The organism is Nonomuraea sp. NPDC052265, assembly GCF_044547985.1.
In the GTDB taxonomy this organism is placed as follows: domain Bacteria; phylum Actinomycetota; class Actinomycetes; order Streptosporangiales; family Streptosporangiaceae; genus Nonomuraea.
Window position 1 is genome coordinate 148414 of sequence record NZ_JBIUBJ010000001.1, and the last position, 16328, is coordinate 164741.

The window sequence follows — 16328 nt, forward strand, 5'->3', positions numbered from 1 at the left end:
AGGAACCTCGTGCCTCGACCGCACTACATCGCAGCCATAGACCAGGGCACCACGTCCAGCCGGTGCATCGTCTTCGACCAGGCCGGCAACATCGTCACCGTCGCCCAGCGCGAGCACCGCCAGATCTTCCCCAAGCCGGGCTGGGTCGAGCACGACGCCGAGGAGATCTGGCAGTCGGTCCGCACCGTCATGGCCGAGGCCACCGAGGGGCTCGACATCGCCGCGCTGGGCATCACCAACCAGCGCGAGACCACCGTCCTGTGGGACCGGGGGACCGGGCGTCCCGTCTGCCCCGCGATCGTGTGGCAGGACACCCGCACCGACGCGCTCACCCGCACGCTCGCCGAGCACGAGGGGCTGTTCAAGGAGAAGGCGGGGCTGCCGCTGGCCACGTACTTCTCCGGGCCGAAGATCCGCTGGCTGCTCGACGCGTACGAGCTGCGGGAGCGGGCCGAGCGCGGCGAGGTGCTGTTCGGCACGATGGACAGCTGGCTGCTGTGGAACCTGACCGGCCGCCACCTCACCGACGTGACCAACGCCAGCCGCACGATGCTGATGAACATCCACACGCTGAGCTGGGACGACGAGCTGCTCGCCGCCCTCGGCGTGCCGCGCGCGATGCTGCCGGAGATCCGCCCGTCCGCCGAGGTCTACGGCCACACCGCGGCCGGCGTGCCGGTGGCCTCCGCGCTCGGCGACCAGCAGGCGGCGCTGTTCGGCCAGACCTGCTTCGAGCCCGGCGAGACCAAGAGCACCTACGGTTCGGGCAGCTTCCTGCTGATGAACACCGGCCAGGAGCCCGTCGTCTCCCGGCACGGCCTGCTCACCACCGTCGGCTACCAGATCGGCGACGGCCCGGCCACCTACGCGCTCGAAGGCGCGATCGCCGTCACCGGCTCGCTGGTGCAGTGGCTGCGCGACAACCTGGGCCTGATCTCCAGCGCCGCCGAGATCGAGACGCTGGCCAAGACCGTCGACGACAACGGCGGCTGCTACTTCGTCCCGGCCTTCTCGGGGTTGTTCGCGCCCCACTGGCGCTCCGACGCCCGCGGCGTGATCGCCGGGCTGACCGGGTTCGTCACCAAGGGCCACATCGCGCGGGCCGTCCTGGAGGCCACCGCCTGGCAGACCCGCGAGGTCGTCGACGCGATGAACGCCGACTCCGGGCTCGACCTGACCACGCTGCGCGCCGACGGCGGCATGACGGCCGACAACCTGCTCATGCAGACGCTGGCCGACGTGCTGGCGGTTCCCGTGATCAGGCCGATGGTCGCCGAGACCACCGCGCTCGGCGCCGCGTACGCCGCCGGCCTGGCCACCGGCTACTGGCCCGACCTCGACAGCCTGCGCGCCAACTGGCACAAGGCGTCGGAGTGGCGGCCGGAGATCGACGAACAGGCCCGCGCGCGGGAGTACCGCAATTGGAAGAAGGCCGTGGCCCGCACCCTCGACTGGGTCGAACAGTAGGACTGGAGCACGTCATGAACATCGCCATCGGCGCCGACCGGGCCGAGATCCGGGACGAGCTCTCCCGCGCCACGTACGACCTGCTGGTGATCGGCGGCGGCATCCTCGGCACCTCCGTCACCTGGATGGCCGCACAGGCCGGGCTGCGGGTGGCGATGGTCGAGGCCGGCGACTTCGCCGGGGCCACCTCCAGCGCGTCGTCCAAACTGGTCCACGGCGGCCTGCGCTACCTGCAGACCGGCAACGTCAAGCTGGTCGCCGAGAACCACCGCGAACGCCGCGCCCTGGCCGCCGACATCGCGCCCCACCTCGTCAAACCGCTCACCTTCCTGGTGCCGATCTACAAGGGCGGCCCGCACGGCGCCGCCAAGCTCGGCGCCGGCGTCTTCCTGTACTCCGCGCTGTCGGTGTTCGGCGACGGCATGGGCAAGGTCATCACGCCGCACCAGGCCATGTCCCGGGTGCCCGCGCTGCGCAGCGAGGGCCTGCGCGCCGCCGCCGTCTACGGCGACCACCAGATGAACGACAGCCGCGTCGCCGTCATGACCGTGCGCGCCGCCGTGGACGCGGGCGCGGTCGTGCTCAACCACGCCGAAGTCGTCGGACTGCGCAAGTCAGGCGGCAACGTGACCGGGGCCGAGCTGCGCGACCGCCTCGACGGCACCGAGTTCGGGGTGGACGCCCGGCTCGTCCTCAACGCCACCGGCCCGTGGGTGGACCACCTGCGGCGGATGGAGGACCCGCACGCCGCGCCGAGCATCCGGCTGTCCAAGGGCGCCCACCTGGTCATGCGCCGCCACGACCCGTGGAAGGCCGCGCTCACCACGCCGATCGACAAGTACCGGGTCTCCTTCGCCATCCCGTGGGAGGACCACCTGCTGCTCGGCACCACCGACGAGGCGTACGAGGGCGACCCGGCCGACGTGCGCGCCACCGACGCCGACATCGCCCAGATCCTGGACGAGGCCGGCCACTCCGTACGCGACTGCCAGCTCCGCCGCGAGGACATCACCTACGCCTTCGCCGGGTTGCGGGTGCTCCCCGGCGGCCCCGGCCAGGTGTCGGCCGCCAAGCGGGAGACCGTGGTGACCAGGGGCGCGGGCGGCATGTTGTCGGTCGCGGGCGGCAAGTGGACGACGTACCGCCACATCGGCAGGCACGTCCTGGAGACGCTCGCCCGCCTGCCGGGAAGGCCGCTCGGCGACGACCTGGCGGCCATCCTGCCGGCCGTGCCGCTGCCCGGCCTGGCCAGCCCGGACGCCGTCGCCATGCGCCTGTGGACCGAACGGGAGCCGGGCGCCCGCATGGACCCGCTGGTCGCCCGCAACCTGGCCACCCACTACGGCACGATCGCCTTCGACGTGGCCCGGCTCATCCGCGAGGACCCCTCGCTCGGCGAGCGCATCCACCCCGACGGGCCCGACATCTGGGCCCAGGCCGTCTACGCCCGCGACCACGAGTGGGCGGCCACCGTGGACGACGTCGTGCGCCGACGTACCACGCTCACCGTGCGCGGGCTCGACACGCCCGACGTCCGCACCCGGATCGAGCAGCTCCTCGGCTGACCGTCACCCGGCCGCGGCGCCCCCGCCACCGCGGCCGGGTGACGGGCGTCACCGCAGATCACAGGTTCAAAGCGGTCGATTCCGGGAATCGGCAACGTCTGCGTCCGTCGCCGATGGCCGCCGGGAACCCCCGGGCCCGCATCGAGGCGGCGGGCCGCCGACCGGCTGAACCCTCTTCTGCCGCCCCAACGGAGGTGACGTCATGTCCGCCAAGTCCCGGCTGCACATCGCGATGGTGACTCCCCCGAGGTTCGAGAACCCGCCCCGCTCGTACGGCGGTGTCAAGGTCATGATGGACGACCTCGCGCGGTCCCTGCTCAGACTGGGCCACCAGGTCACCCTGATCGGAGCCGGCCGTCCTGGCACCTCCGCCCATTTCCTCGCCGCCTACACCGAACCCCCTTCCCACCCGCTGGACGAACCCGCCCCTGGGACGGCGGTCCCCGGCGTCCGGCTGGAGGACCTGGACGTGGACGTCGTCCACGACCACTCCCCGACCGGCCCGCTGACCGCCCTGACCCCCCGGATCCCGACGGTGACGACCGTGCACGGCCCGGCCTCGGGCGAGCAGGCCGAGCGCTGCCGCCGGCTCGGCGACTCCGTCGGCCTGGTGTCCACCTCGACGTTCCAGCGGATGCAGGCCCCCGACCTCAACTGGGTGGGCACCGTGCACAACGGCGTGGACCTCAAGAGCTTCCCATTCCGCGAGCGCAAGGAGGACTACACGCTCTTCCTCGGCCGGTTCAGCCCCGACAAGGGCGCCCACCTGGCCATCGACGCCGCCCGGAAGGCCGGACGGCGCATCCTGCTCGCCGGCGGGCTGAACGAGCCGTCCGAGCAGGACTACTTCGACACCCACATCCGCCCCCGGCTCGGCGACGACGCCGTCTACGTCGGCGAGGCCGACGGCCCGCGCAAGCGCGAGCTGCTGGCGAACGCGCACTGCCTGCTCTTCCCCAGCCGCCGGGAGGAGTCCTTCGGGATGGTGATGACCGAGGCCATGGCGAGCGGCACCCCGGTGGTCGCGCTGCGCGGCGGCGCCGTGGGCGAGGTCCTGGTCGACGGCATCACCGGCTACGTCTGCGACGACCCTGCCGACCTGGCCGAGGCCGTCGCAGCCGCGGGCGGCCTGAACCCGGCCGACTGCCGCATGCACGTCAGGCGCAACTTCGACGCGCTCGGCATGGCCATGGCCTACGAGAAGATCTACGAGCTGGCCATCCGCGACCGGTGTCCGGCCCCGTTCGCCGCCTGACCTGGGCGTACCCGTGCGGCGCATCGCCGCCGCACGGGGTGTCGCCGCCGTCCCGGGGGAAGAGGGTAGGCATGCGCACTGCCATGAACGAGGCCCTGATCAGGCATTTCACCGACCTGCGCGACGGCGTCCACGGCGGCGTCACCGCGCGGGAGGACAAGGAACGCCTGTTCGCCACGGCGGTCGAGCTGCTCGACCCCGTGGCGCGGGCCACGCTGGACGAGTTCAACGCCGACCTGCTCCTCGGCACGGGGCAGGTGGTGGCCAGCGGGCTCACCAGGTCTCAGGAGGGCGGGCTCAACGCCATGTGGTCACTCACCTGGCCGGAGCAGCGCGACAAGGACATCCTGCCGATCGCGATCGTGGCCCACTACGGCGCCGACTTCCACCACCCGCACCTGCGCGGCAACACGGTGGGCGACTGGCCGCTGAACGTCTACGGCCACTCGGACGCGGCCGGCCAGCTCACCACGCTGCGCGCCATCGCCGCCGCCGACGCCCACAACCTGGTCTTCCAGGAAAGCTACCGCCTCATCCCCGCCGTCACCCACACGTAGACGGTCCGCTCCCGGCCATCCGTCTTCACGGCTTCCGTCTGGCGTACGGGGCCGAACCCGGATGGATCGGCCCCTCACGCGTCACGCCTCGGTGAAGCCTCGGGCCCGGCCGCCGGCGCTCTCGCGGACCGCGGCCGCCACCGCCGTCGCCACGTCGGGGTGGAACACGCTCGGCACGATGTAGTTGGGGCCCAGCTCCTCCGGCGTCACCACCGCCGCCAGCGCGCCCGCCGCGGCCAGCAGCATCTCCTGCGTCACCCCGCCGGCCTGCGCGTCGAGCAGCCCCCGGAACACCCCCGGGAAGGCCAGCACGTTGTTGATCTGGTTGGGGTAGTCGGAGCGCCCGGTCGCCACCACCGCGGCGTGCTCGCGCGCGTCGTCGGGCGAGACCTCGGGCTCGGGGTTGGCCAGCGCGAACACCACGGAGTCCTTGGCCATCGTCGCGATGTCGTCGCCGGTCAGGATGCCGGGCGCGGACACGCCCACGAACACGTCGGCGTCCTTGACCGCGCCGCGCAGGTCGCCCGCGTAGCCGTCGGCGTTGGTGTGCTCGGCGATCCAGCGCAGCGACTCGTCGAGGTCGTCGCGGCCCTTGTGCACGGCGCCGAGGTAGTCGCAGACCACCACGTTGCGTGCGCCGGCGGCCAGCAGCAGCCGTAGCACCGCGTTCCCGGCCGCGCCGGCGCCGGCCATCGTGATCTTGACGTTCTCGATGGGCTTGTTCACCACGCGCAGCGCGTTGGTCAGGGCCGCCAGCACGCAGATCGCCGTGCCGTGCTGGTCGTCGTGGAAGACCGGGATGTCCAGCAGCTCGCGCAGCCGGCGCTCGACCTCGAAGCAGCGCGGCGCGCCGATGTCCTCCAGGTTGATGCCGCCGAACCCGGGCGCGATCAACTGCACCGTGCGGACGATCTCGTCGACGTCCTGGGTGTCGAGGCAGATCGGCCAGGCGTCGATGCCCGCGAACCGCTTGAACAGGGCCGCCTTGCCCTCCATGACCGGCAGCGCCGCCTCCGGCCCGATGTTGCCCAGCCCCAGCACCGCCGACCCGTCGGTGACCACGGCCACCGAGTTGCGCTTGATGGTCAGGCGGCGGGCGTCCTCCTTGTTCCTGGCGATGGCCATCGACACGCGCGCCACGCCCGGGGTGTAGGCCATCGACAGCTCGTCGCGGTTGCGCAGCGGCACCTTCGACTTCATCTCGATCTTGCCGCCGAGATGCATGAGGAACGTGCGGTCGGACACCTTGTGGATGACGACGCCCTCGACGGCCTCCAGCTGGTCGACGATGGCCTGCGCGTGGTCGGTGTCACGGGCGGCGCAGGTGACGTCGATGCGGAGCTTCTCGTGGCCCGCATTGGTGACGTCGAGGGCGGTCACCACGCCTCCGGCCGACTCTACGGCGTGGGTGAGCTGGCTCACGGCCTTGCCGCCTGCCGGCACCTCAAGACGCACGGTTATGGAGTACGACACACTCGGGACGGTCGCCACGTCAATCGCTCCTTCGGGACTGACCAAGAAGTCATCCCAGGATAGGGGGCATCAGGTCAATCCAGTGCCGTCGCAGCGAGGACGATCAGTTCGACACACGCGGGGACGGGGATCGTGGTGCTGTCGAGCACAAGGTGATAATGGCACGAATCGCCCGGATCCGCCCGGTAGAAGTGGCGCACGTACGCCGTCCTGGCCCGGTCGTTGTCCTCGATGACGGACTTCGCCTCCCGCTCGCTCGTCCCGCTCAGCGTGGCCGTCTGGCGGATCCGGCGCTTGATCGGCGCGTCGAGCCGGACGTGCAGCGCGCCCGGATGGTCGGCCAGCACCAGGGCCCCGGCCCGGCCCAGGAAGACGCCTCCCTGGGCGAGGGCCATCTCCTTCATCATGCGCTCGGTGCGCCGGACGAACTCCTCCGGCGGCAGGGGCATCGCGCCCGGGACGTACATGTCCACGCCGCCGAAGGTGACCGTGGGCAGCCGGATGGCGCCGGAGAACAGCCGGCCGAGGCCGTGCTCGGCGCGGTCGTCGTGGGCCAGCGCCTCCTCCAGCGTGCACCCGAGTTCCTTGGCGACCGCGCTGGGGATGGCACGGTCGACGAAGGGCACGCCGAGCCGTTCGGCGACGGCCGGGCCGATGTGGCTGCCGGCCGTGCCGTAGGCCGCGGAGATCGTGACGACCCGCATACCCCCAGGTTAGAACAGGGCGCTCGCCAATGCTCTACGCGCTTTCACCAAAGATGGGTCGTCTGTCGGCAACGCATCGAAAAGTCCGAGCAAGTGCTTCCTGGCCCGGTCACGGTCGTCGCCCGAGGTGCGCTTGACCACGGCCACGACGCGCTCGAACGCCTCGTCGACCGCGCCGGAGAGCATCTCCAGGTCGGCGGCGAGGAGCTGCGCGTCGATGTCGGACGGGTCCTGGGCGCGCCGCTGCACGTCGGCCGGGTCGGCCTCGGAGGTGCGCTTGATCAGGCCGACGCCCGCCAGGCCCATCTTGGCGTCCTCGTCGCCGGGGACGCGGGCCAGCAGGCGCTGGTAGGCCGCCTCGGCCGCGTCGAGGTCTCCGGCGTCGATGGCCTGCTCGGCCGCCACGAGGTCGGGGTCGGCGGGCGGCCCGGCGGGCACCTCCGGCCCCTCCTCGGCCGCGGGCGGCCGGGCGTCGGGGTTGGCCTCGTAGAACTGCTCGACCGCCCCCATCAGCTCGTCGAGCCAGCGGCGCACCTCCTGCTCGGGCAGCACCTGCTGGAAGCCGGTGACGGCCTGCCCCTGGAAGATGGCCAGCACGGTCGGCACGGCCTGCACCCGCAGCGCCTGCGCGATCTGGGGGCTGGTGTCGACGTTGACCTTGGCCAGCACGGCCCGGCCACCCAGGTCGCCGATCACCTTCTCCAGCACGGGGCTGAGCTGGGCGCTGCCCGGCGCCCTCGGCGACCACAGGTCGAGCACCACCGGCACGGTCATCGAACGGTCGATGACGTCCGTCGTGAACGTCTCCTCGGTCACGTCGACGACCGAGGCCGAGGTGGCCCCCTGGGGACCGACGGTCTCCCGCCGGGCCTGGGCCTCCAGTGCCTGTTTGCGCGCGCCCAGGTCCACAGCTCCGTAGAGCGACCCGGGCCTAGAGAAGTCCGCCATGCTCCTCATCTTGCCGCATGGACGGGCCGGCGAAGTCACCCGCCGCCACCCTGAGCGTGCGGAGCTGGTCGAAGATCTGCTGGAGTTCGTCCTCGGCGTACATCGTCAGGCCGAACTCGGCGGCCATCAGGTCGTCCGTCGCCCGGCGCACGACCTCCCTGCCCTTGACGGTGATCTCGGCGAGCACGCCGCGGCCGTCGCGGGGGTTGGGCAGGCGGCAGACGAACCCGGACTTCTCCAGCCTGTCAACCGTGTTCGTGACGCTGGTGGGGTGGACCATCAGCCGTTCGCCGATCTTCCACAGCGGCAGCGAGCCGGTGTGGCTGAAGGTCAGCAGGACCAGCGCCTCGTAGCGGGCGAAGGTGAGATCGTGGGGCTTCAGGAGGGAGTCGAGCTGCGACAGCAGGATCTGCTGTGCTCTCATGATCGAGGTGACCGCGGCCATCGCGGAGGAAGGCCCGAAGCGGGCACGCCAGCTCTCCGCGGCGCGGTCGATGGGATCGAACGGCAGATTGAGCGGCTTCGGCTGGGACACAGCGCTACGTTAGCGCGCCTCTCGTCCCGGTTTCGTCGGGCTACCTGGAGCGACAGGCTTCACCGCTTGACCAAGAATCCGACCGTCAATCATCACGCTCCGTTATGGTTCTCTTACGTAAGGTGACGCGGAAGCCAAGTCCATCTGCCGTGGGGACGGGTTGGGGCTGGCATTCTTCCGCTTTGCCAGGGGCACGGGGGGTGCTTGGTGAACTTCAACGGGATACAGGGTGCGTGAGCACTCGGGCGTTACACGCGAGGAGCTGAAGCACAGCGCGGCCGTGACAGTGGCGGTCCTGCTCGCTCTCGGCCTGGTCGCGGCGTGGAACGTCCTGATTCCAGGCGTCGACGCGTGGGAGAACATCCTGGCCGCGGTCATCGGCTCGCTGCGGATGACCGGGCCCGTGGCGGCCGCGTTCGCCGCGTGGGTGGCGCTGCGCAAGCGGCGCGCCCTGCGCGGGCGTTCGCTGACCACGTGGCGGGCGCTCAAGGCGCCGCTGGCGATCGTGGTGGTGGTGCTGGGCTCGTTCGGCGCGACGGTGCTGGTGCTGGCGGTCAAGACCGTGCTCACCGACCAGGCGGGGCGGCTGAGCCTGTCCGGCCTCGGCATGGGCATGGCGGGCCTGGCGCTCTACGCGGTGATCGGGTGGGTGGCCGGCTGGGTCGTTCCCAAGGCGCTCACGCCGCCGATCGCCGGGCTCGCCTGCTATGTCGCCTTCTCGTGGCTGGCCGACGACCGGGGGCTGGCCGACCGGCTGGTGCCGGGCACGGGCGAGCCGTACGACCTGTTCCAGGGGCTGGGCGGGGCGCCGTTCTTCGACCAGACGATCTGGCTGCTCGGCATCACCTGCGCGCTGCTGCTCGGCTGGGCGGCGCTGGTGACCAGGCAGGCCCTGGTGCTGGCGTGCGCGCTGCTGGCCGTGCTGGCGGCGGGCATGGGCGTGTCGCGGATGCTGGCCCACCCCAAGCCGGCCGCGGCCGAGGACATCGCCTACGCCTGCCAGGAATGGCCGATCACGGTCTGCCTGCATCCCGGGATGCGGGCCGGGCAGACCGAGCTGGGCGCGGTGTTCACGCAGATCGCCTCGCGCCTGGCCGGCACGCCGGCCGCGTTCACGCGGGTGGAGCAGCGGCCGCTGGACGAGCCGCTGAAGCCCTCCAACGGCCTCGCGCCGATCCACGTGCCCGACCTGTCGGCGGGGTTCGCCGAGGAGGCGGCCTACGAGTACATCGACGCGCTGGCCGCCCGCTGCCCCGGCACGCCGGCCGACGGCTACCGGGAGATCGTGATGGCCTGGCTGCGCGGCGAGCCGCTGCCCGGCGGCCCGCTGCCCGAGCACCAGTACGCCGCGTCCTGGTTCTCCGGCCTCGACGAGCACCAGCGCAGGGAGTGGCTGCGCATGTTCTACAGCGATTTCCAGGCGTGCCGCCTGTCCAGCACGCACTTCGGCGGCGGTCCGGCCCCCACCGCGGTCATGACGCCTCCCGCCGGCGCCACGCCCGAGAGCAACCACGTCTACCCGGTCTACCCCGACCCCGGCACCGCGGGCACCTCCGGCTGACGACGAAGATGTCACCGTACGGGTGGCACTGATGATCGCCCAGCGGGTAGTCATGCCCCATGACGACATCCCAGACGACGCCGCCGGACCTGGCTCCCCGGCGGCGCCGCAGGTGGCGATATGCGGCGGGGTTCCTCGTCCTGGCGGTCCTGCTCGTGGTGGGCGGCCGGCTGGCCTGGACCTGGCTCAACCCGTTCGGGGAGCAGACCGTCGACCGCAGCCAGCCGGTGCTGCTGCAGTCCATCAAGGACCTGAGCCGGTTCGAGGCGGCCACGGGCACCTTCCAGGTCGTCGTCGACCTGGAGAAGGACGCCAACTTCCTGCCCGACGCCGTCAAGGGCACCCGCACGCTGTTCGTGGGCGCCGGCGGCGTCGACGCGTACGTGGACTTCTCGGCCATGGCGGCGGGCGCGGTGACCGTGAACAAGGACCGCACCGAGGCCACCGTCCGGCTCCCGCGCGCCCAGTTGGAGAAGCCCAACCTGGACAACAACCGCTCGTACGTGTTCGCCCAGCAGCGTGGCCTGCTCGACCGCGTCCAGGACTTCCTGTCGGGCTCCCCGGGCGACCAGCGCGAGCTCTACCTGCTGGCGGAGAAGAAGATCACCGAGGCGGCCGTGGCCAGCGACCTGCGGGCGCGGGCGGACGCCAACACCAAGTCGATGCTCACGGGCATGCTCAGGTCGCTGGGGTTCTCCAAGGTGACCGTCAAGTTCACCGACGAGCCCTGACCCCGTCCCCGACCTGCGTTCCGGCCCTGCCGGCGGACCGCCTCACCTCGGTTGAGGCGGTCCGTCCGTGTTCCCGCCTAGGTATCCCCGCGCGTCCTTAGTCCATGGACGCGTCCGCCTAAGTACCTCCCTACCTGCCCGAACCCCGGCAGATAGGACATCCGCCCGATGTGGCGGGAGGGGCCTTAGGAGGAGTCTCAAGAGTGCAGGGAACAAGGAACACGAACAGCAGGAGCACTCGGATGAACGCCGAACTCGAATACACCGTCATGCAGCACCACGCCGCCGAACTCCGTCAGGCCGCCGCCGAGCAGCGGCGCGTACGGGAAGCGCTGAAGGGACAGCGTTCCGAGCGTCGCCACCGCTCGGTCTTCGCCAAGTTCCTGGCTTCATGACGTCCCACAAGCAGCCCGGCCGCAACCTCCCTCGCGGCCGGGCTGAAATGCCCCCTTAGGGGGCGCGTCCGGTGCCGGATTCCTGGCCGGCCCGAGCGCAGCGTCTGCGACACCCCGGTTCCCGTTCCTGGTGGGACCGGGGTGTCGCGCGTTCACGCCGTACGTCGCGGGGGCTCGTACGGCGTGAACGCGCCGCCGCCAGGGACACTGACGGAAGATGTCAGGGATCGACGCTTACCGTCCGGGCATGGACAACAGCTTCGACTTCTTCGTCGGCACCTGGACCTCACGGCAGCGGCGGCTGCGCAAGGCGCTGGCCGGCAGCGACGAGTGGTACGAGTTCACCGGCCACACCAGGTGCTGGAGCGTCCTGGACGGCGCCGGCAACATCGACGAGGTCACCTTCCCCAGCGAGGGCTCCGCCGGGGTGACCTTACGCCTGTACGACAAGGCGGCCGACGAATGGGCGCTCTACTGGGCCGGCAGCGCCACCGGCATGTCCCTGCCGCCCGTCGTGGGCCGCTTCGACGACACCGGGCGCGGGGTGTTCACCTGCGACGACGTGTACGACGGCCGGCCGATCGAGGTCGCGTACGTCTGGTCGGACATCACCGGCGAGTCGTGCCGCTGGGAGCAGCGGTTCTCCCCCGACGGCGGGGCGACCTGGGAGACGAACTGGATCGCCGACTTCACCCGTACCTCCTGAATCCTTTTCGGGGGTTGATGCCTCTCATGTCCGTACAGCTGAACGAGACAATGGGAGTTCGTCATGGTGGTTGGCATCGCGGTCGGGGTGGCGGCCGTACTGATCTGCACGTGTGTGGTCGTCCTGCGGCGAAGGGGCAAGAATCGTGACTGACCCGCAGCACCTCGACACGCCCGGCCCCGCACGGCAGGCGTGGTCGGACGAGCGGCCGGTCTCCTCCGGCGCGGCCGGGCGGGCGTGGTCGGACGAGAGGCTGGTGAGCGCGGCCCGCGCAGGGGATGCCGACTCGATCGCCGCGCTGGTGTCGGGCGCCCACCCGCACGTGCGGCGCTTCGCCCACACCCTGTGCGCCACGCCCGAGGACGCCGAGGACGCCGCCCAGGAGGCGCTGATCGTCCTGTACCGCAAGATCGGCACCCTGCGCGCGTCCGGAGCGCTGGCCTCGTGGATGTTCCGGATCATCCGCAACGAATGCATCAGGCGGGCCCGCCTGATGCTGCGCCCCCACCCGCCCGTGCCTTCCTCGGCCGCCGCACAGTCGGCCGAGGAGGAGATGTTCGAGCGCCTGGAGGCCGCGCGGGTGGCCGCCGCCATCGCGGCACTCCCCGCCGACCAGCGACGGGTGCTCATCATGCGGGACGTCCAGGGCCTCAGCGGCCGTATGGTCGCCGACGCCCTCGGGCTGAGCGTCCCCGCGATGAAGTCCCGCCTGCACCGCGCCCGTGCGACCGTGCACGGCCTGCTGTCCCAAGGAGCCCTCCATGACTGATCACGCTGCGGGGGCGTCACTGCCCCGGCATCTGGCACGCGGCGCACTGGGCTTCGGCGCGCTGGTCGCGTCGGTCGCGCTGATCCCCTTGGTGGGGCCGGTCAGCCTGGTGCTGGCCATCGTCGGGGCGATCGCCCTGCGGGGGTGTCCGGCGTGCTGGGTCATGGCGTTGGTGCAGCTCGTGTCCATGGGACGGATGCAGCGGTCCTGCTCCGAGGGGCGGTGCGAGCTGGTTCCGTCGGACGGGCGGCGTACGGCGAGTGGGCGCCGTTGAGGGGTGCCCCCATCGTTCACGGGTGGCGGTGACCGGGTGGGCAGCGCCGACCATGAAACGCCCAAGGCGGCCCTCATGGTCGGGTTCCAGCGGGCCCACCCGGTAGCCAGGCGACGGGCTGGGTGGGCCATGGGCGCCGAAGGCGCCGACAAGCCCACCCGGTAGCCAGGCAACGGGGGGGCGGGCTCAGGAAGGTCAGGGAACGCGGATGATGAGCGCGTCCCCCTGCCCACCCCCGCCGCACAACCCCGCCGCCCCGAGCCCGCCGCCTCGCCGCTTCAGTTCGTACGCCAGCGTCAGCACGATCCGCGCCCCCGAGGCACCGATCGGGTGCCCCAGCGCGATGCCGCCGCCGTTGACGTTCACCTTGTCCAGCGGCACCCCGAGCTCCTTGGCCGACTGCAGCACGACGCTGGCGAAGGCTTCGTTGATCTCGACCAGGTCCAGGTCGTCCGCGGTGAGCCCCTGCTTGGACAGCGCGTGCTTGATGGCGTTGGCCGGCTGCGACTGCAGGGACGCGTCGGGCCCGGCCACGTTGCCGTGCCGTCCGATCTCCGCCAGCCACGGCAGCCCGAGCTCCTCCGCCTTGGCCTTCGACATGACCACCACGGCGCACGCCCCGTCGGAGATCTGCGAGGCCGACCCGGCGGTGATGGTCCCGTCGGCGGCGAAGGCCGGGCGCAGCTTGGCCAGCGTCTCGACGCTGGTGTCCCCGCGTACGCCCTCGTCCTCCCGGACGATCACCGGCTCGCCACGCCGCTGCGGGATCTCGACCGGGACGATCTCCTCCTCGAAGACGCCGTTCTTGGTCGCGGCGGCGGCGAGCTGGTGGGAGCGGGCCGACAGGGAGTCCTGCTCCTCGCGGCCGATGCCGAGCCTGGCGTTGTACCGCTCGGTCGACTCGCCCATCGCGCACTGGTCGAAGGCGCAGAACAGTCCGTCGTTGGCCATCGAGTCGACCACGTCGGAGCCGCCGTACTTGACGCCCTTGCGCAGCCCGGGCAGCAGGTGGGGGGCGTTGGTCATGGACTCCATGCCGCCCGCGACCACGATGTCGAACTCGCCGGCGCGGATGAGCTGGTCGGCCAGGGCGATGGCGTCGAGGCCCGACAGGCAGACCTTGTTGACGGTCAGCGAGGGCACGGTCATCGGGATGCCGGCCTTGACCGCGGCCTGGCGGGAGGGGATCTGGCCGGCCCCCGCCTGGAGGACCTGGCCCATGATCACGTACTCGACGGCCTCGGGGGCCACTCCGGCACGTTCCAGCGCGGCCTTGATGGCGATGCCGCCCAGTTCGACGGCGGGCAGCCCGGACAAGGCGCCGAGCAGCTTGCCGATGGGGGTACGAGCTCCGGCGACGATGACGGAACTGGACATTGGCGGCGGCCTCCTGTGTTCATGGGGGGTTCTTTGACACCATACCCACGAGTAGGAGCTCGCCCGCTATGGAGGTAGGCCACACAATGTTCATGCGCATCGACCACATCGGGATCGCCTGCCACGACCTGGAGGAGAAGATCGCGTTCTTCTCGGAGACGTTCGAACTGACCGTCGTGGCACGCGAGGTCAACGAGGCGCAGGGCGTCAAGGAGGCCATGCTGCACATCGCCGACGGCGAGGGCGGGGGCTCCTACATTCAGCTGCTGGAACCGCTCTCCGACGACTCGCCTGTGGGAAAATTCCTCGCTAAGCGGGGCGAAGGTGTCCACCATGTGGCATTTGGGGTTTCCGACGTCACCGAGGCCATGACTAAGATCAACGAGAAGGGCGTGAGGGTGCTCGACGAACGTCCGCGCCACGGTTCCATGGGGTCGCAGATCGCGTTCTTGCATCCCAAAGATGTGGGAGGAATGCTCACCGAGTTGGTCCAAGCAGCCTCGCGCTAGCAAACAGATATTCGTACATAAGTAACTAGTCACGCAGAAAGCTGGACGGGGCCCGAAGGTGGCACCAGCGGAGTACGCTGGCTTCCCACCGGACAGGGAGTCTGCCGCGAGGCACAGGCTCCTGGCTCGGCTGCCCCGAACCCCCCGTCCGGCCCGTGTAGCCGTCTCGACAACCCAGGATCGAGCCTCCATGCAGTCCGACATCGACGCCCAGCTCAACAACTTCTTCGAGGACGCCCCGGCACGCGAGTTCGACGTCGTGCTCAGGGGCTACGACCGGCACCAGGTACACGATCACCTCAAGCAGCTCGACCTGGAGCTACGCCAGGCGAGGGAGCAGGCCACCAACCTGCAGCGCGATCTGTCCGACTCCCAGCGCCAGTTGCAGGAGCAGGAGCGTCCGACGTACTCCGGTCTCGGCGCCCGCATCGAGCAGTTGCTGCGCCTGGCCGAGGAGCAGGCCACCGAGCTCGTGCAGGCCGCCAGGACCGAGGCCAACGAGATCAAGGCCGCCGCCAAGGTCGAGGCGGCCGACCTGCGGGCAGCCGCCGAGGCCGAGGCCGCCGAGAAGCGGGCCCAGGCCACGCGCGAGAGCGACGACATGCGCTCCACCGCCGAGCGGGACGCCGAGGAGATCCGCTCCACCGCCCGCCGCGAGGCCGACGAGCTGACCAACACCACCGAGCGCGAGGCCGCCAAGCTGCGGGCCACCGCCGACCACGAGGTGGCCGAGAAGCGGGCCGACGCCGAGCGCGAGATCGCCAAGCTGCGCACCACCACCGAGCGCGAGGTGGCGCAGCTGCGCGCCTCGACCAAGCGCGAGCGCGACGAGGTGCTGACCACCGCCAAGCGGCAGGCCGACGAGATGCGCGCACAGGCTCAGCGGGTGCTGGAGGAGTCGGAGGCCAAGCGGGCCCAGGACGAGGCGGAGTTCGAGATCCAGCTCGCCTCCCGCCGGGAGGAGGCCGAGCGCCAGGAGGCCGAGCGCCACGCCACCGCCCAGGCCAACACGCAGAAGATGGTCGCCGAGGCCGAGCAGCGGGCCGCCACGGCCGAGTCGCGCGCCACGAAGGCCACCCAGCAGGCCGAGCAGACGCGCCGCGAGGCCGACCTGCACGCCAAGCAGCTCGTCGCGAACGCCCGCAAGAGCTCCGAGACGATCATGTCGGAGGCCAAGACCAGCGCCGAGACCATCGTCACCGAGGCGAAGAACGACGCCGAGCGCACCCGTACGACGATGCAGCGCCAGGTCGACGAGCTGACCAGGCAGCGCGACAGCATCACCAGCCACCTGGCCCAGCTGCGCCAGCTGCTCGGCGGCGCCGCCCTGCCGGGCCTGGAGCCGGAGCCCGCGGTCGCCGCGGCCCCGGCCAAGCCGGCCATCGCGGCCCCGGCCGCCGAGCCGGCCGCGCCGCCCACGACGCCCGCTCCCAAGGTCGAGGCCAGGAGCGAGGACGACGCGGAGTGGTGGCAGGAGTGACGGCGGGCTAGACGGAGACTGC

Annotated in this window: 17 protein-coding genes; 12 read left to right on the forward strand and 5 right to left on the reverse strand. The window is 71.2% G+C overall.

Annotated elements, in window-relative coordinates:
• The first annotated feature begins 9 nt into the window (after positions 1–9).
• The 4 genes from glpK (at position 10) to ACIHAD_RS00740 (ending at position 4844) form a co-directional block, all read left to right on the forward strand.
• Entirely contained in the window at positions 10–1467 is a 1458-nt protein-coding gene (gene glpK, locus ACIHAD_RS00725) for a glycerol kinase GlpK (protein ID WP_397352201.1), read from the forward strand.
• A gap of 14 nt (positions 1468–1481) precedes the next feature.
• On the forward strand, positions 1482–3032 hold the full coding sequence (locus ACIHAD_RS00730; RefSeq protein ID WP_397352202.1) for an FAD-dependent oxidoreductase: 1551 nt from the start codon (positions 1482–1484) through the stop codon (positions 3030–3032).
• Between the two features lie 202 nt (positions 3033–3234).
• Positions 3235–4287, forward strand: coding sequence for a glycosyltransferase family 4 protein (locus tag ACIHAD_RS00735; protein WP_397352203.1), 1053 nt, complete (start codon positions 3235–3237; stop codon positions 4285–4287).
• 71 nt (positions 4288–4358) lie between these two features.
• Positions 4359–4844, forward strand: a complete 486-nt coding sequence (locus ACIHAD_RS00740; protein WP_397352204.1) for a hypothetical protein — start codon at positions 4359–4361, stop codon at positions 4842–4844.
• 81 nt (positions 4845–4925) lie between these two features.
• Here the strand turns inward: ACIHAD_RS00740 and ACIHAD_RS00745 are convergent, their stop codons facing one another.
• The 4 genes from ACIHAD_RS00745 to ACIHAD_RS00760 are packed head-to-tail and all read right to left on the reverse strand — an operon-like array spanning position 4926 to position 8504.
• Positions 4926–6335 (reverse strand): NAD-dependent malic enzyme, encoded by a 1410-nt coding sequence (locus tag ACIHAD_RS00745; protein WP_397352205.1) that lies wholly within the window; start codon positions 6333–6335, stop codon positions 4926–4928.
• 56 nt (positions 6336–6391) lie between these two features.
• Positions 6392–7021, reverse strand: a complete 630-nt coding sequence (locus tag ACIHAD_RS00750; protein ID WP_397352206.1) for an AAA family ATPase — start codon at positions 7019–7021, stop codon at positions 6392–6394.
• Between the two features lie 9 nt (positions 7022–7030).
• The gene (locus ACIHAD_RS00755; protein WP_397352207.1) at positions 7031–7969 is read right to left on the reverse strand and encodes a tetratricopeptide repeat protein; all 939 of its coding nucleotides are present in this window, start codon (positions 7967–7969) and stop codon (positions 7031–7033) included.
• A complete protein-coding gene (locus ACIHAD_RS00760) occupies positions 7953–8504 on the reverse strand; it encodes a MarR family winged helix-turn-helix transcriptional regulator (RefSeq protein ID WP_397352208.1) in 552 nt (183 codons plus the stop codon). Before ACIHAD_RS00760 ends, ACIHAD_RS00755 begins: the two co-directional genes overlap by 17 nt.
• A gap of 229 nt (positions 8505–8733) precedes the next feature.
• Here ACIHAD_RS00760 and ACIHAD_RS00765 point away from each other — a divergent pair, with 229 nt between their 5' ends.
• The 6 genes from ACIHAD_RS00765 to ACIHAD_RS00790 all read left to right on the forward strand — a co-directional run bounded on the left by ACIHAD_RS00765 (position 8734) and on the right by ACIHAD_RS00790 (position 12940).
• Complete coding sequence (locus ACIHAD_RS00765) at positions 8734–10065, forward strand: hypothetical protein (RefSeq protein WP_397352209.1); 1332 nt, start codon at positions 8734–8736, stop codon at positions 10063–10065.
• A gap of 59 nt (positions 10066–10124) precedes the next feature.
• Complete coding sequence (locus ACIHAD_RS00770; RefSeq protein WP_397352210.1) at positions 10125–10796, forward strand: DUF4230 domain-containing protein; 672 nt, start codon at positions 10125–10127, stop codon at positions 10794–10796.
• A gap of 242 nt (positions 10797–11038) precedes the next feature.
• Positions 11039–11191, forward strand: a complete 153-nt coding sequence (locus ACIHAD_RS00775; protein ID WP_397352211.1) for a hypothetical protein — start codon at positions 11039–11041, stop codon at positions 11189–11191.
• Between the two features lie 247 nt (positions 11192–11438).
• The gene (locus tag ACIHAD_RS00780) at positions 11439–11897 is read left to right on the forward strand and encodes a hypothetical protein (RefSeq protein WP_397352213.1); all 459 of its coding nucleotides are present in this window, start codon (positions 11439–11441) and stop codon (positions 11895–11897) included.
• 145 nt (positions 11898–12042) lie between these two features.
• On the forward strand, positions 12043–12666 hold the full coding sequence (locus ACIHAD_RS00785) for an RNA polymerase sigma factor (protein WP_397352214.1): 624 nt from the start codon (positions 12043–12045) through the stop codon (positions 12664–12666).
• A complete protein-coding gene (locus ACIHAD_RS00790) occupies positions 12659–12940 on the forward strand; it encodes a hypothetical protein (protein ID WP_397352215.1) in 282 nt (93 codons plus the stop codon). Before ACIHAD_RS00785 ends, ACIHAD_RS00790 begins: the two co-directional genes overlap by 8 nt.
• A gap of 195 nt (positions 12941–13135) precedes the next feature.
• Here the strand turns inward: ACIHAD_RS00790 and ACIHAD_RS00795 are convergent, their stop codons facing one another.
• Positions 13136–14317, reverse strand: coding sequence for an acetyl-CoA C-acetyltransferase (locus tag ACIHAD_RS00795; RefSeq protein WP_397352216.1), 1182 nt, complete (start codon positions 14315–14317; stop codon positions 13136–13138).
• Between the two features lie 86 nt (positions 14318–14403).
• Here ACIHAD_RS00795 and mce point away from each other — a divergent pair, with 86 nt between their 5' ends.
• Together mce and ACIHAD_RS00805 are read left to right on the forward strand one after the other, a co-directional pair.
• On the forward strand, positions 14404–14826 hold the full coding sequence (gene mce, locus ACIHAD_RS00800) for a methylmalonyl-CoA epimerase (RefSeq protein WP_397352217.1): 423 nt from the start codon (positions 14404–14406) through the stop codon (positions 14824–14826).
• A 190-nt stretch (positions 14827–15016) separates the two neighbouring features.
• Entirely contained in the window at positions 15017–16306 is a 1290-nt protein-coding gene (locus ACIHAD_RS00805) for a DivIVA domain-containing protein (protein ID WP_397352218.1), read from the forward strand.
• Positions 16307–16328 lie beyond the last annotated feature (22 nt).